Here is a 13,271-nt window from a genome sequence, read left to right as displayed (position 1 = left end):
CGCCGCCCCCGCCGGAGCGGGGACGGCGATTGTCACTGATTACGCCTTCTTCTCGTCGTCGACTTCGGAGAATTCCGCGTCGACCACTTCCTCGTCGGCCTGCTGCGGCTGGGCCTCGGTGTCGGCGGTGCCGGCCTGGCCCTGGGCCTGTTGGCTCTCGTAGATCGCCTGGCCGAGCTTCATCGCCGACTGGGTGAGCGCATTGGCCTTGGTGGTCATGGCGTCGGCATCACCGCTCTCGATCGCGGCCTTGGTCTCGGCGACCGCGGCCTCGATCTCGGCCTTGACCTCGGCCGAGACCTTGTCGCCATGCTCGGCGAGCTGCTTCTCGGTCGAGTGGACGAGGCTCTCGGCGTTGTTCTTCGCCTCGGCCGAAGCGCGACGCTTCTTGTCCTCCTCGGCGAACTGCTCGGCCTGCTTGACCATGTTGTCGATGTCGGCGTCGCTGAGCCCGCCCGAGGCCTGGATGCGGATTTGCTGCTCCTTGCCGGTGCCCTTGTCCTTGGCCGAGACGTTGACGATGCCGTTGGCGTCGATGTCGAAGGTGACCTCGATCTGCGGCACGCCGCGCGGCGCCGGGGGGATTCCGACGAGGTCGAACTGACCCAGCATCTTGTTGTCGGCCGCCATCTCGCGCTCACCCTGGAAGACCCGGATGGTGACGGCGTTCTGATTGTCGTCGGCGGTCGAGAAGACCTGGCTCTTCTTGGTCGGAATGGTCGTGTTGCGATCGATCATCCGGGTGAAGACGCCGCCGAGAGTCTCGATGCCGAGCGACAGCGGGGTCACGTCGAGCAGCAGGACGTCCTTGACGTCGCCCTGGAGCACGCCGGCCTGAATGGCGGCGCCGATGGCGACCACCTCGTCCGGGTTGACGCCGGTGTGCGGCTCCTTGCCGAAGAACTCCTTCACGACCTCGCGGACGCGGGGCATGCGGGTCATGCCGCCGACCAGCACGACCTCGTCGATCGCCTTGGCGTCGAGCCCGGCGTCCTTGAGCGCCTTGCGGCACGGCTCGAGGGTGCGGTCGATGAGGTCCGCCACCAGCTTCTCGAGGTCCGACCGGCTGATCGTCTCGACGAGGTGCAGCGGGGTGGTCGCGCCGCCTTCCATGCGCGCGGTGATGAACGGCTGGTTGATCTCGGTCGTCTGGGCCGACGACAGCTCGATCTTGGCCTTCTCCGCGGCTTCCTTGAGGCGCTGGAGCGCAAGGCGGTCCTTGCGCAGGTCGATGCCTTCCTTGGCCTGGAACTTGGCCGCCAGATGCTCGACGATCTTGGCGTCGAAGTCCTCGCCGCCGAGGAAAGTGTCGCCGTTGGTCGACTTCACCTCGAACACGCCGTCGCCGATCTCGAGGACCGAGACGTCGAAGGTACCGCCGCCAAGGTCATAGACCGCGATGGTCTTGCCGTCGTTCTTCTCGAGCCCGTAGGCGAGCGCGGCCGCGGTCGGCTCGTTGATGATGCGCAGCACCTCGAGGCCGGCGATCTGGCCGGCGTCCTTGGTCGCCTGGCGCTGGGCGTCGTTGAAGTAGGCGGGAACGGTGATCACCGCCTGGGTGACGGTCTCGCCGAGATAGGCCTCGGCGGCTTCCTTCATCTTCTGGAGGATGAAGGCGCTGATCTGCGACGGGCTATAGTCCTGGCCGCCGGCATTGACCCAGGCGTCGCCGTTCGAGCCCTTGACGATCTTGTAGGGGACCAGCTCGGTGTCCTTCTTGGTCACCGGATCGTCGAAGCGGCGGCCGATCAGGCGCTTCACCGCGAAGATGGTGTTGTCGGGATTGGTCACCGCCTGGCGCTTGGCCGGCTGGCCGATCAGGCGCTCGCCGTCCTTGGTGAAGGCGACCACCGACGGAGTGGTGCGCGCGCCTTCCGCATTCTCGATGACCTTGGGCTTGCCGCCCTCCATCACCGCCACGCAGCTGTTGGTCGTGCCGAGATCGATCCCGATCACTTTCGCCATAGTCTTCTACCCTTTCACTCGCCCCTCGGACGCCCTGTACCAAGGGTCGTCCGTTTGATGTTTCGGCGGCGATATAGGGAGGGTGAAAGCGGCGACAAGGAGTCGGTGTGGCGCAAATGCAATACAGCAGATGCGCCGCACGTTTCAGATCATCGCCATGCCGCTTGTCGGTCGGCGTCAGATCATCGCCATGCCGCTTGTCGGTGGGCGTCAGATCATCGCCATGCCGCCGTTGACGTGCAGCGTCTGGCCGGTGACGTAGCCGGCCTCGCGGCTGGCGAGGAAGACCACCGCCGCGGCGACGTCCTCGCCGGTGCCCATCGCGCCCGAGGGGATCTTGGCGAGGATTGCGGCGCGCTGCGCGTCGTTGAGCGCGTCGGTCATGGCCGAGGTCATGAAGCCGGGCGCCACGCAATTGACCGTGATGTTGCGGGTGGCGAGTTCCTGCGCGACGGCCTTGCTCATGCCGACGAGCCCGGCCTTGGACGCGACGTAATTGGCCTGGCCGGGATTGCCGGTCTGGCCGACCACGCTGGTGACCGAGACGATGCGGCCGAAGCGCGCCTTCATCATCGGCTTGGCCGCCGCGCGCATCAGGCGGAAGGCGGCCTCGAGGTTGATCGAAATGACGCTCTCGAACTCCTCGTCCTTCATCCGCATGAGGAGATTGTCGCGGGTCACGCCGGCATTGTTGACGAGGATGTCGAGCTTGCCGCCGAGCGCGTCCACCGCTTGCGGCACGAGCGCGTCGACCGCGGCCCCGTCCGAGAGGTTGCAGGGCAGCGCGACGTGGTCGCCGCCGAGGCCGTCGCGGAAGGCGTTCAGCTTGTCGGCGTTGCTGCCGCTGACCGCGAGGCGTGCGCCCTGCGCCGCGAGCGCTTTCGCGATGGCGCTGCCGAGGCCGCCGCTGGCGCCGGTCACGAGGGCGGTCATTCCTTCGAGCGAAAACATCATGCAATCTCCTTCGCGAGCGCCTCGACGTCGTCCATCGAGATGACGCTCGTCACCTTGGCGTCGGGGGCGATGCGCTTGACCATCGGGCCCAAAACCTTGCCACCGAATTCGACGAATTCGGTCACGCCCGCTTGCGTCATCTCGGCGACGCTTTCGCGCCAGCGGACCATGCCGGTGACCTGCTCGACGAGCAGCTCGCGGATGCGGGTCGGGTCGGTTGCGGGCGCGGCGATGACATTGGCGAACACCGGCACGGCGGGCGCCTGGATGGCGGTGTCGCCCAGCGCCTCGGCCATGACGTCGGCGGCGGGCTGCATCAGCGGGGAATGGAAGGGCGCGGAGACCGGCAGCAGCACCGCGCGCTTGGCGCCATGATCCTTGGCGATGGCAATCGCGCGCTCGATCGCGCTGCGGTGGCCCGAGATGACGACCTGGCTGGGATCATTGTCGTTGGCGACGGTGCAGACCTCACCCTCCGCAGCGGCCGAGGCGATCGCCTGCGCCTTGTCGAGGTCGGCGCCGAGGAGCGCGGCCATCGCGCCGACGCCCACCGGCACGGCGGCCTGCATCGCCTGGCCGCGCCGCTTCAGGAGCCGCGCGGTGGTGGCGAGGTCGAAGCTCCCGGCGGCGCAGAGCGCGCTATATTCGCCGAGGCTGTGGCCGGCGACGAAATCGGCCCTGGTCACGGGCAGGCCGAGCGTGCGGAAGACGGCAATGGCATGCGCCATGATCGCGGGCTGGGCGTTTTCGGTGAGCGTCAGATCGGCCTCGGGCCCCTCGCGCATCAGGCGGAAGAGATTCTGGCCGAGTGCCTCGTCGACCTCGGCGAAGACGTCGCGCGCGACGCTGCTTGCCTCGGCCAGCGCGGCGCCCATGCCGACCGACTGACTGCCCTGCCCCGGAAAAATGAATGCGCGCATGCGAACCCCTGATATGACGTGCCGCGCCGACTAGGCCGCAACGCCAGGGTTGCCAAGCTGAGGAATGAGAATGAGCGACACCGACGTCACCATCGACACCCAGCCCGAGCCGCCGTCGCGGATGCTCGGCAAGTGGATGAGCGGGGCGATGGTCGTCGGCACGATGGTCGGCTCGGGCATCTATCTGCTGCCGACGACGCTGGCGCCGTTCGGACCGAATATGGTGCTCGCCTTCGTGCTGACGGGGCTTGGCACCATGTGCCTGGCCTTCGCCATGGCGCGGCTGGCCGCGCGGATCCCGGGCGGGCCCTTCGCCTATATCGCCAACGCCTTCGACGAGCGGACGGCCTTCCTGACCTTGTGGTGCTACACGCTCTCGCAGGTGACCGCGGTGTCGGGGGTGGCGATCGCGGTGGCGGGCGCGCTCGGTCATGTCTTCCCCGCGGCGCAGGCGGGCATGGGGCTGACGCTGACCGCGATTGTGGCGATCCTCGCCTTGCTGCTGGTCAACCTTCGCGGCACGCGCTCGGCAGGCGTGCTGCAGGTGGTGACGACCTTGATCAAGCTGTCGCCGCTGATCGCCGTCGTGCTACTGGTCGCGGGGCGCGGCGCGACGGGCCAGCCATTGGAAGCGCTGTCTCCGACCCCCGTCACATTGAGCGGCGTGACCGCGGCGGCGGCACTGATCCTGTTCTCGCTGACCGGGTTCGAAGCGGCGGTGATGACCGCGAACGTCACCAAGGATTCGACCAGCACGGTGCCGCGCGCGACCATCACCGGCACGGGCTTCACCGCGATCATCTATCTCCTCGCGACGGTCGCGGTGCTGTGGCTGCTGCCGAGCGCGGTGGCGATGAAGAGCGGCGCGCCCTTCGCCGACGCGATCGCGCCCCTGCTCGGCGCGGCGGCGGGCGCGCTGGTGGCGGTGATTGCCGCGATCAGCGCCTTCGGCACCGGCAATGCGCTGCTGCTGATCGCCGCCGAAAGCGCGCGGGCCATGGCGAGCGCGCGCGACCTTCCGGCAGTGTTCGGGCGCGCCAACCGGATCGGTGCCCCGGCGGGCGCGCTGGTCATCTGCGCGGGGCTGTCGGCGCTGCTGGTGCTGGCGAGCGTGTCGAAGGACTTCGTCAGCGTCTACGTGCTGATCACGCTCGTCTCGACGCTCTTGAGCCTCGTCCTCTACGCGGTGGTCGCGGTGGCGGCGCTAAAATTGAAGGTCGCGGGCCAGTGGACCTGGGTGGTGGTCGTCGGGCTACTCTACACCGTCGCCATGTTCGTCGGCGCGGGCGCGGACGCCTTGTTGTGGAGCATCGCGCTGGCGCTCGCTGGTTTCCCGGTCCGCGCGCTGTCGCGCCGTCTCAGGCCGCCGGCGGATGCGGCAGCCGCGCCTCGGGGACCAGCCGCCTGAGCTTCTGCGCGAAGCTGCGCAAACAGACTTCGGACGTGCCGAGCGGCCCCGGCTCGTAGGAGGGTGAGCGCATCCCTTCCTGGACACGGGCGATGAGTTCGGTGTCCTCGGCATTGACCCGGCGGTTGATGCGCCAGTTCAAGTAGCGCACCGCGCGCATCTCGCGGCGGTCGTCGGGGAGCGCGTAGCTGATCTCGCGGATCACCGTTTCCTCGGCCGAGACCGGCAGGAACTGCATGAAGTCGACCTGGTCGGGATAGATGTCGAAGGCGACGTTGGGCCAGAGCTTGTAATAGAGCCACTTGCGGCGGTGCGAGGGTGGCAGGTGGTCGGCCTCGGGGAGCAGGCGCTGATAGGCGCGCTCGGACGGGTTGGACGAGGTCTCCTCGACGAGGTCGCCCTCCATCCGGTCGACATGCTCATTGGCCTCGATTGCATAGCCGCGGCCAAACAGGCGGGTCAGGCCCGGATGACCGACCGGAATGTGAAGCCCGTCCGAATAATTGTCGGCGATGGTCTTCCAGTTGAGCTTGCGCGGACGCAGCGTGACGCGGCCGATCGCGCGCAACTCCTCGAAGCGGTAGGGCGCGACTTCGCCCTCGTAGGGTGCCATCATGGTGGCGACGCTTGGGGCGCCCGGCTCGAGGGTCACGAACAGGAAACCGTGCCAGCGCTCGAGCGCGACCGGCTTGAGGCCGAGCCGGTCCTTGTCGAGGCCGGGATATTCGGCGCGGTGGGGCACGCCGACCAGCCGCCCGTCGCTGGCATAGGTCCAGGCGTGATAGGGGCAGGTCAGCCGCCGCGCGCAGCCCGCCTCGCCGTCGACCAGCCGCGAGCCGCGGTGGCGGCAGACATTGGTGAAGGCGCGGACCTGGCGATCGTCGCCGCGGATGACGATGACGCTCTCGCCGAGATAGTCGAGGCTGCGCCAGTCGCCCGGATTGGGGATCTCGCTTTCATGGCAGACCACCTGCGGCGCGGCGCGCAGGAAGGCCGCCTTCTCGGCCGCGAAGAAGCCCTCGTGCCAGTAGAGCCAGCCGGGCAGGCTGAGGTCGTCGAGGGGATCGGGAACGGAGCGAAGCTGGGTGGCCATGGGGTCTTCTGCCACGGTGGCCGACCCATCGTCCAGCGTCGTCCCGGCGACGGCGGGCACGAGGTCTATCTGGTCTTATCCCTTGCCCATCAGGGCCAGCACTTCCTTGCGGCTGCGTTCGTCGGCGCGGAAGGTGCCCATCATGCGGCTGGTGGTCATCATCACGCCGGGCGTGTTGACCCCCCGCGCGGTCATGCAGGCGTGGCTCGCCTCGATCACCACCGCCACCCCCTTGGGCTGGAGATGCTCCCAGATGGCGTCGGCGACCTCGGCGGTGAGGCGTTCCTGGACCTGGAGGCGGCGGGCGAAGCCGTGGAGGACTCGGGCGAGCTTGGAAATGCCGACCACGCGGGTGCCGGGCAGATAGGCGATATGCGCCTTGCCGATGATCGGCGCCATGTGATGCTCGCAATGCGACTGGAACGGGATGTCCTTCAGCAGCACGATCTCGTCATAGCCGCCGACTTCCTTGAAGGTCCGGCTGAGGTGATGGCCGGGGTCTTCGTGATAGCCGCGGGCATATTCCTTCCAGGCGCGGGCGACGCGCTTGGGGGTGTCGAGCAGGCCCTCGCGGTCGGGATCATCCCCGGCCCAGCGGATCAGCGTCCGGACCGCTTCGGCCACGTCGTCGGGGACGGGGATCTTGGGGTCCGGCGCGACCAGGTCGCCGTCGTCGGGCGTGTCAGCCATGGGGAAGCAATTCCTTTGCGATCGAGCCGGCGACGCGCTCGGCCTGGTGGCGGATATCGGGGACCGCGACCATTTCCCAATACATGCCCTTGGTCAGGGGCCCGACTGCGAACAGGCCGGGCGCGGCGCGATCCTCCGCATCGGTCCGGAGGCCGAGGCGCAGCGGATCGGGTTCGGCGAGCCCGTCGGCGAGGATTTGCCGAAGCAAGGGATTGGCGCTGCGGGTCACGTCGCCGAGGGGCCCGGTGCAGTTGACGGTGACGGGCGTCGGAACCGCGCGAACGCCGCCGCCGTGGCGGTTGGCGATGGCCGCGCCCCCAGGGCCCGCCTCGACCAGTCGCCCGGCCATGATCGACAGCCGCCCCTCGGCGACGAGCGCGCGGAGGCGCGCGGCGATCTCGGGCGCGATGCGGTGGCGGTGGGCGTCCCACCAAGGCCGCGCGTGGCGCAGGAAGCGGCGCTGGTCCACGAGCGACCAGCTCTGCCACAGTGCAGCGGTGTGGGGGCGCAGGCTGTCGACCGCGGCGCGCCAGCCGACCGCTGCGCTGCGCTGCCGGAGCCAGCGCCATGCCGCCGTCAGGCTGCCGTGTGGCACGTCGTCGGCATCGACCGGCGCGGGCTCATAGGGGGCATGGCTGCGCGGCATCATCCCGCGCCGGCTGACCGCGACGATCCCTTCCCCGAGCGGCCGATCCTCGACCATCATCACCACGTCGATCATGGTGAGGCCGGTGCCGATGAGGAGTATGGCACGATCTTCCTCGCCGGCCTCGCGGACGGCCTCGAGCGCCGCTTCACTCCACGGATTGGTCTCCATCGCGAGCGCGTCCCAGCCGCGGGGCCGCGACGGCGCTTCATTGCCGAGCGCGAGCACGACCGCCGCGGCCTCGACCGCGCCGCCGTCGGCAAAATGCAGGCGCCAGCCTTCGCCCGCCCGCTCGAGCGCGGCGACCTCGCGCCTCTCGAGGGTCACCAGCGGATGCGCGGCGCGGATGTCCTCGAGGTAGCGGCCATAGTCGCGGCGGGGCACGAAGGTCCCGGCATCGACCCCCGCCCAGGCGCGGAAATGATCGGGATCGTGGGGGAAGGCGCTCATCTTGCCCGCTGGCACGTTCAAGAGGTGGCGCGGATCGGTGGTGCCATAAGCGGTGCCGCGGCCGGGAATGGGGCCGCCGTCGTAGACGGTCGACGCGATTCCCAGCCGGGCGAGCTGGACCGCGGTCATGACGCCCGAGAAGCCGCCCCCGACCACCGCCACCCGGGCGGCGGCCTCAGATCTCATAGTCGGGCCAGGCCTGCGGGTCGGGCGCGCTCGCGCGGCGCTTCACCATATGGTCGTGAAGGCTGGCGACCGTGCGGCCAGCGGTCTCGGTGAAGAGGCCTGGGATCACGGCGTGGACGATGCAGGCTGCGCCCGCACCGATCATCCTGAGGCCGATGGCGATCGCACCGGTGCCATGCCCGACCCAGCTCATCCCCAGCGACCGCGGATGCTCCGTGAACAATCGCCCCAGCACCGCTTCGTCTCCCCGCCGCAAAAATGGTGACCCCGACTGGATTCGAACCAGTGGCCTACAGATTAGGAATCTGGCGCTCTATCCTGCTGAGCTACGGGGCCTTGGGCTCCAGCCCTACCCGATGGCCGCGGCGCAAATCAATCGACGCGGGCAACCGGCGGGATCGGGCGGCGATGGTCGAGCGCGGGAACGCGGCCACGGACCTGCGCGATTTTCGCAAGGTCGAGGTCGGCGAAGCCGAGGCCGGGCGCGCCGTCCATGGCCAGGACGAGCTCGCCCCAGGGATCGGCGACGAGGCTGTGGCCATATGTTTCGCGCCCGTCCTCGTGCCGCCCGGCCTGCGCCGCGGCGACCACGAACAGCCCCGCCTCGATCGCCCGGGCGCGCAGCAATATTTCCCAGTGCGCGCGGCCGGTCGGCACGGTGAAGGCCGCGGGAACGGCGATCGTCTCGGCGCCCGCCTCGGCCAGCGCGGCGAACAAAGCGGGGAAGCGCAGGTCGTAGCAGATGGTGAGGCCGAGCCGGCCGACGGGGGTGCCTTCGACCACCACGGCCCCCTCGCCCGGCGCATAGCTCGCCGATTCGCGCCAGCTTTCGCCGGTGGGCAGGTCGACGTCGAACAGGTGGAGCTTGTCGTAGCTCGCGCGGATGTCGCCTGAGGGATCGATCACGAAGGCGCGGTTGGCGAGCTTGCCGTCGTCGCGGCGAATGGCGAGGCTGCCGAGATGGACCCACAGCCCCTCGCGCGCCGCGGCATTGCGCACCGCGGCGAGCACCGGATCCTCGTCCTGCGGCCTGAGATTGGGCGCGGCGCGCTCGCGATTCCGGTCGAGCAGGCCGCTCATCTCTGGGGTGAAGAGCATCGCCGCGCCCCCGGCCCGTGCCGCCGCGACCGTCTCGACCAGCGCGGCGGCATTCTGCGCCGGGTCGATCCCGGTGCGGGCCTGGAAAAGCGCGATCCGGCTCATGCGGCCAGCAGGCTGTCCAGCTTGCCCGCGCGCTCGAGCTCGAACAGATCGTCGCAGCCGCCGACATGGCGCCCGTCGATGAAGATCTGCGGCACGGTCATCCGGCCCGACCGCTCGATCATCTCGTCGCGCTTCGGCCCGCCCGCGTCGATATTGTAGGTCACCGCCTCGATCCCCTTGCCGCGCAGCAGGTGGTCGGCGCGGATGCAGTAGGGGCAGGTGGACTTCAGATACATTTCGACTTTGGCCACGGGGCGGGTCTCCTGGTCTGGTTTGGGCCCTAGATAGGACAAGCGCCGCGTTACGCCACCCTGCCCGGCCGGACCCGGGCGAAGGCGAGGAGCTCGACCTGCCGTGCCCCGGCCTTGCGGAGCGCGCGGGCGCAGGCCTCGGCGGTGGCGCCGGTGGTGATGACGTCGTCGACGAGGATGATGTCGCGGCCCCTGACCGACGCTCCGGGGCGGAGCGCGAAGGCGCCCTTGACCGTCGCCCGCCGCTCGGCCGGGTTGAGGCCCTTCAGCTTGGGCGTGGCGCGGGTCCGGCGGAGGAGGTCGGGATCGACCTCGCGGCCGAGCGCCCGGGCGATCAGGACCGACTGGTTGAAGCCGCGGCTCCACAGCCGCCAGCGGTGAAGGGGCACGGGCACGAGCAAGGCGCCCGGCGCAAGGTCGCCCAGGGGGCGGCGCATCAGCCCGGCCATGGTCCGGGCGAGCGCGATCTTGCGGCCATATTTGAGGCGCATGGCGATGGCGCGCGGGATCTCACCGTAGCCGAGCGCAGCACGGACCCGGGCGAGCGGGCCGGGATCGACGGCACAGGCTCCGCACTCCCCCTCTTCGCCCGCCCCCAGCGCCAGCCCGCAACGCGCGCAGCCGCCGGCCATGAAATCGAGCCCGCCCCAGCATTCGGTGCAGAAGAGATCGACCGCCTGGCTGATCTCGCCGCAGCCCGGGCAGCGCGGGGGAAGCGCGAAGTCGAGCAGCAGCCGGGCGGAATGATGTCCCGCCGCTTTCGCCCAGTCCATGGCCGCCGCCGCCCCCATGCCCCCTTGTCCGCCCGAACCGCGCTCCCCACAAGGGGGCATGGCCGATCTCCTGTTCGACGACGAGGCGCGCGCGCGGCGCCGGGCCCGCGCGCTTGCCCGCACCGCCCTTCCCTTCCTTGCCGAGCGGATCGTCGACGAGTGGCTCGAGCGGCTGGCGCCGGTCGCGCGGCGGTTCGGGCGGGCCTTGGTGACGGGCTGTCCGCCGGCGCTCGAGGCGCGCCTGCGCGGTATTGCCGGGGAGGTCCGCTTCGCCCCCTCGATCGACGCCATCGCCGCGGAGGCGGAGGCGAGCCTCGACCTTCTCATGGTGATGGGCGAGCTCGACGGGCGCGACCACCTGCCGCAGCTCCTCGCCATCGCGCGCTCGCGGCTGGCGCCGGGGGGCATGATGCTCGGTGTGGTTCCGGGCGCGCAGACGCTTCCGGCGCTCAGGGCCGCGCTCCACGCGGTCGGCCAGGAAAGCGGCGCCTTCGCCGCCCGCACCCACCCGCGGATCGAGCCCGGCGCACTGGCGACCCTGCTCGGCCAGGCGGGCTTCGCCGAGCCGGTGGTCGACATGGACCGGGTGCGGCTGCGCTATCGCTCGCTCCAGCGGCTGGTCGACGACCTGCGCGACCATGGCGCGACCAACGCCCTCCTGGCGCGGCCGCGCGCCGGCCTGACCCGCGCCGGGCGCGGACTCGCCGAGCGTGCCTTTGCGGCGCAGGGCGAGGGAGGCGTGACCGAGGAGACGGTGGAGCTCATCCACTTCGTCGCCTGGGCGGAAAATGCCGGAAATTCGTCCTTAACGGCTTCTCAAGCCTTTGGTCGGTAGGAACCGTTAACCCTGCGTAATTAGACTTGGGCTGTGGACGTGGACCAGAGGAGGGTGGCTTGGACGCTATCCGAACGATGCTGCGCAAGTTGCGCCACCATGACGGTGGGGCAACGGCGATCGAATATGGACTCATCGCAGCCCTAATCGCGGTTGCGGCCATCAGCGGCATGAGCGCGCTTGGTGGCGGCAGCAACGGCATGTGGGGCAAGATCGGCAATCGCGTCGACAATGCGATGAACAAATAAGGGCCGGCGAGACCGCCGACCCTTATCACGTGCCGTCAGTGGCCGGAGTGGAGACCGGTCAGCGGCGCTGCCCCAGGACCACCAGCTTGACCCGCTGACCCGGGACCAGCCGCGCATTGGCGGCGAGCCCGTTGAGCGAGAGGAAGCGCTCGGCCTGGAAGTTCGGATAGGCCATCCGGCTGGCGAGCGATTGCACCGTATCGCCCGGCCGCACCGTGTAGATGTCGATCACCTTGGGACGGATCGCGGCGGCTTCCTGCGCGCTGATCCGGCGAACCGAATTGACCATCGAGCTGAACGGCCCGACCCCCTGCCCGCCCTGGGTCAGCATGGTGAAGTCGTAGGCGGTGTTCTGGTCGAAGGCGTAAGCGAAGACGCTGACGTCGACGACCCCGCTCGAGGTCTGCGCACGGCCGACCACATATTCGACCGGCAAGCCGTTCACGGTGGTGCGGCTGTTCTGGATGATCTGGATCTGGGTCCGGCCGCCGGTCAGCTGCTGCAGACGCTGCTGGATGTAGGTCTGGAGGTTGCCGGTGTAGCGGCCGCCCTTGAACTGGGCCTGGCCGGCCGAGCCCTGCACCGTCACCGCGTCGGTGCTGTTCTGCATCAGGTAGCCGACCGGCACGGTGAAGGCGAGGCGCAGGTCGGGATGGACGAAGGTGCGGCCCTCGATCACGCCCTGCGCGGGATCGTCGTCGACGAACACCCCGTCGATCTGGTTGAGGAAGGCGTCGCGGTTGCGCAGGCCCGTCCCCGCACGGCCGGTCTGGCGGGCGAGCTGCGCGGCCTGGACGACGCGGTTCTCGCTCAGCGGATGGGTGCTCGCCCATTCGGGGGTCGAGCGATTGTCCTTGCCCTGGATACGCGCCTCGAGCGCGGTCGCCCGGCTCAGCGCCGAGAGCATGGTCGCCGAGGCATTGGGATCGTAGCCGGCGCGGCTCAGGTAGGAGATGCCGAGCCGGTCGGCGTCATATTCCTGCTGGCGGCTGAAGCTCAGCGTCGAGAGCTGCGACTGGGTCTGGGCGAGCTGGCCGATGATGTTGCCGATACCGCCACCGATGACCGATCCGAGGATGGTCCCCAAGATGCCGCCGATGCTGTTGCGCTGCGAGGCCTGCTGGCGCGCCTGCGCATGGTTGGCGGCGACGTGGCCGGTCTCGTGGCCGAGGACGAAGGCGAGCTCCGCCTCGTCGTTCATGATGCCCATGAGCTGCCGGGTGATGTAGATATAGCCGCCCGGCACCGCGAAGGCGTTCTCGACCGCCGAGTTGAGCGTGGTGTAGCGCAGCTGCGAGGGGTTCACCCCCGAATAGCTGCCGACGCGGCGGCCGATCTGCTCGACATAGGCCGCGCGCTGGCCGGTTTCGGCCCCGCCGAATTCCTGCACCACGGCGGCATTCTGCTGCTGTGCTTCCTGCACGTAGCGCGGGCTGAGGTTGCGATAGGCGGTCTGGGCGGAGAGCACGGCGGGGGTCGCGACGACCGCGGCCGCACTGACGAAGAGGAGAGTCTTGCGCATGAGTCGGATCCGTAAATCGGGGAGATTATCGGCCCGATGAACGGAACGGAGGCGAAAAGGGTTCCGGGGACTTGGCTCATCCCTCGTTCGCCCTGAGCGACGTCGAAGGGCGCAAACGCCAGCCTGC

The 13,271-nt window shown here is 69.4% G+C and carries 14 protein-coding genes and 1 tRNA gene; 3 read left to right on the top strand and 12 right to left on the bottom strand.

What is annotated here, in order from left to right; genetic code table 11:
* Positions 1-39: 39 nt before the first annotated feature.
* The 3 genes from dnaK to fabD all read right to left on the bottom strand — a co-directional run bounded on the left by dnaK (position 40) and on the right by fabD (position 3,839).
* Positions 40-1,965, bottom strand: a complete 1,926-nt coding sequence (dnaK, locus tag BS69_RS0112065) for a molecular chaperone DnaK (RefSeq protein WP_029942205.1) — start codon at positions 1,963-1,965, stop codon at positions 40-42.
* A gap of 210 nt (positions 1,966-2,175) precedes the next feature.
* A complete protein-coding gene (fabG, locus tag BS69_RS0112060) occupies positions 2,176-2,916 on the bottom strand; it encodes a 3-oxoacyl-[acyl-carrier-protein] reductase (RefSeq protein WP_029942204.1) in 741 nt (246 codons plus the stop codon).
* Positions 2,916-3,839, bottom strand: coding sequence for an ACP S-malonyltransferase (gene fabD, locus BS69_RS0112055; protein ID WP_029942203.1), 924 nt, complete (start codon positions 3,837-3,839; stop codon positions 2,916-2,918). Before fabD ends, fabG begins: the two co-directional genes overlap by 1 nt.
* Positions 3,840-3,909: 70 nt before the next feature.
* Between fabD and BS69_RS0112050 the strand changes: the two genes are divergently transcribed.
* Positions 3,910-5,247 (top strand): APC family permease, encoded by a 1,338-nt coding sequence (locus BS69_RS0112050; protein ID WP_029942202.1) that lies wholly within the window; start codon positions 3,910-3,912, stop codon positions 5,245-5,247.
* On the opposite strand, the gene BS69_RS0112045 is transcribed toward BS69_RS0112050, so the two are convergent.
* From BS69_RS0112045 to BS69_RS0112010, 8 genes are all read right to left on the bottom strand, one after another.
* Positions 5,198-6,340, bottom strand: a complete 1,143-nt coding sequence (locus BS69_RS0112045; RefSeq protein ID WP_029942201.1) for an aromatic ring-hydroxylating oxygenase subunit alpha — start codon at positions 6,338-6,340, stop codon at positions 5,198-5,200. The two genes, BS69_RS0112050 and BS69_RS0112045, sit on opposite strands and share 50 nt — an antisense overlap.
* A gap of 75 nt (positions 6,341-6,415) precedes the next feature.
* Positions 6,416-7,030 carry a GTP cyclohydrolase I FolE gene (folE, locus tag BS69_RS0112040; RefSeq protein ID WP_029942200.1) on the bottom strand — a complete coding sequence of 205 codons (615 nt, stop codon included), beginning with the start codon at positions 7,028-7,030 and terminating at the stop codon, positions 6,416-6,418.
* Complete coding sequence (locus BS69_RS0112035; protein ID WP_029942199.1) at positions 7,023-8,312, bottom strand: FAD/NAD(P)-binding protein; 1,290 nt, start codon at positions 8,310-8,312, stop codon at positions 7,023-7,025. Before BS69_RS0112035 ends, folE begins: the two co-directional genes overlap by 8 nt.
* The gene (locus BS69_RS0112030) at positions 8,302-8,547 is read right to left on the bottom strand and encodes a DUF6356 family protein (RefSeq protein ID WP_029942198.1); all 246 of its coding nucleotides are present in this window, start codon (positions 8,545-8,547) and stop codon (positions 8,302-8,304) included. The genes BS69_RS0112035 and BS69_RS0112030 overlap by 11 nt, the downstream gene beginning before the upstream one ends.
* 24 nt (positions 8,548-8,571) lie before the next feature.
* Positions 8,572-8,648 (bottom strand) — tRNA-Arg (locus BS69_RS0112025).
* A gap of 36 nt (positions 8,649-8,684) precedes the next feature.
* Entirely contained in the window at positions 8,685-9,515 is an 831-nt protein-coding gene (locus BS69_RS0112020) for a carbon-nitrogen hydrolase family protein (protein ID WP_029942197.1), read from the bottom strand.
* On the bottom strand, positions 9,512-9,766 hold the full coding sequence (gene grxC, locus BS69_RS0112015) for a glutaredoxin 3 (RefSeq protein ID WP_029942196.1): 255 nt from the start codon (positions 9,764-9,766) through the stop codon (positions 9,512-9,514). The genes BS69_RS0112020 and grxC overlap by 4 nt, the downstream gene beginning before the upstream one ends.
* A gap of 50 nt (positions 9,767-9,816) precedes the next feature.
* A complete protein-coding gene (locus BS69_RS0112010; protein WP_342665830.1) occupies positions 9,817-10,599 on the bottom strand; it encodes a ComF family protein in 783 nt (260 codons plus the stop codon).
* Between BS69_RS0112010 and BS69_RS0112005 the strand changes: the two genes are divergently transcribed.
* Positions 10,598-11,374: a hypothetical protein gene (locus BS69_RS0112005; RefSeq protein WP_029942194.1), complete on the top strand. Its 777-nt coding sequence runs from the start codon at positions 10,598-10,600 to the stop codon at positions 11,372-11,374. The genes BS69_RS0112010 and BS69_RS0112005 overlap by 2 nt on opposite strands.
* A 77-nt stretch (positions 11,375-11,451) precedes the next feature.
* Positions 11,452-11,622: a Flp family type IVb pilin gene (locus BS69_RS14050; RefSeq protein ID WP_084184628.1), complete on the top strand. Its 171-nt coding sequence runs from the start codon at positions 11,452-11,454 to the stop codon at positions 11,620-11,622.
* A 58-nt stretch (positions 11,623-11,680) separates the two neighbouring features.
* Here BS69_RS14050 and BS69_RS0111995 read toward each other — a convergent pair whose 3' ends face one another.
* A complete protein-coding gene (locus BS69_RS0111995) occupies positions 11,681-13,144 on the bottom strand; it encodes a M48 family metalloprotease (protein ID WP_029942193.1) in 1,464 nt (487 codons plus the stop codon).
* Positions 13,145-13,271: the final 127 nt, after the last annotated feature.

Origin of the sequence: Sphingomonas astaxanthinifaciens DSM 22298 (assembly GCF_000711715.1) — a bacterium.
Classification (GTDB): Bacteria; Pseudomonadota; Alphaproteobacteria; order Sphingomonadales; family Sphingomonadaceae; genus Sphingomicrobium; species Sphingomicrobium astaxanthinifaciens_A.
This window is presented reverse-complemented; position numbering and strand designations above follow the sequence as displayed.

Coding starts and splice junctions, on each gene's coding strand:
- BS69_RS0112005 (WP_029942194.1), top strand. CDS start 10,598: ATGGCCGATCTCCTGTTCGACGACGAGGCGCGCGCGCGGCGCCGGGCC.
- BS69_RS0112035 (WP_029942199.1), bottom strand. CDS start 8,312: ATGAGATCTGAGGCCGCCGCCCGGGTGGCGGTGGTCGGGGGCGGCTTC.
- BS69_RS0112050 (WP_029942202.1), top strand. CDS start 3,910: ATGAGCGACACCGACGTCACCATCGACACCCAGCCCGAGCCGCCGTCG.
- BS69_RS0112010 (WP_342665830.1), bottom strand. CDS start 10,599: ATGCCCCCTTGTGGGGAGCGCGGTTCGGGCGGACAAGGGGGCATGGGG.
- folE (WP_029942200.1), bottom strand. CDS start 7,030: ATGGCTGACACGCCCGACGACGGCGACCTGGTCGCGCCGGACCCCAAG.
- BS69_RS0111995 (WP_029942193.1), bottom strand. CDS start 13,144: ATGCGCAAGACTCTCCTCTTCGTCAGTGCGGCCGCGGTCGTCGCGACC.
- fabG (WP_029942204.1), bottom strand. CDS start 2,916: ATGTTTTCGCTCGAAGGAATGACCGCCCTCGTGACCGGCGCCAGCGGC.
- BS69_RS0112045 (WP_029942201.1), bottom strand. CDS start 6,340: ATGGCCACCCAGCTTCGCTCCGTTCCCGATCCCCTCGACGACCTCAGC.
- BS69_RS0112020 (WP_029942197.1), bottom strand. CDS start 9,515: ATGAGCCGGATCGCGCTTTTCCAGGCCCGCACCGGGATCGACCCGGCG.
- fabD (WP_029942203.1), bottom strand. CDS start 3,839: ATGCGCGCATTCATTTTTCCGGGGCAGGGCAGTCAGTCGGTCGGCATG.
- BS69_RS14050 (WP_084184628.1), top strand. CDS start 11,452: ATGCTGCGCAAGTTGCGCCACCATGACGGTGGGGCAACGGCGATCGAA.
- dnaK (WP_029942205.1), bottom strand. CDS start 1,965: ATGGCGAAAGTGATCGGGATCGATCTCGGCACGACCAACAGCTGCGTG.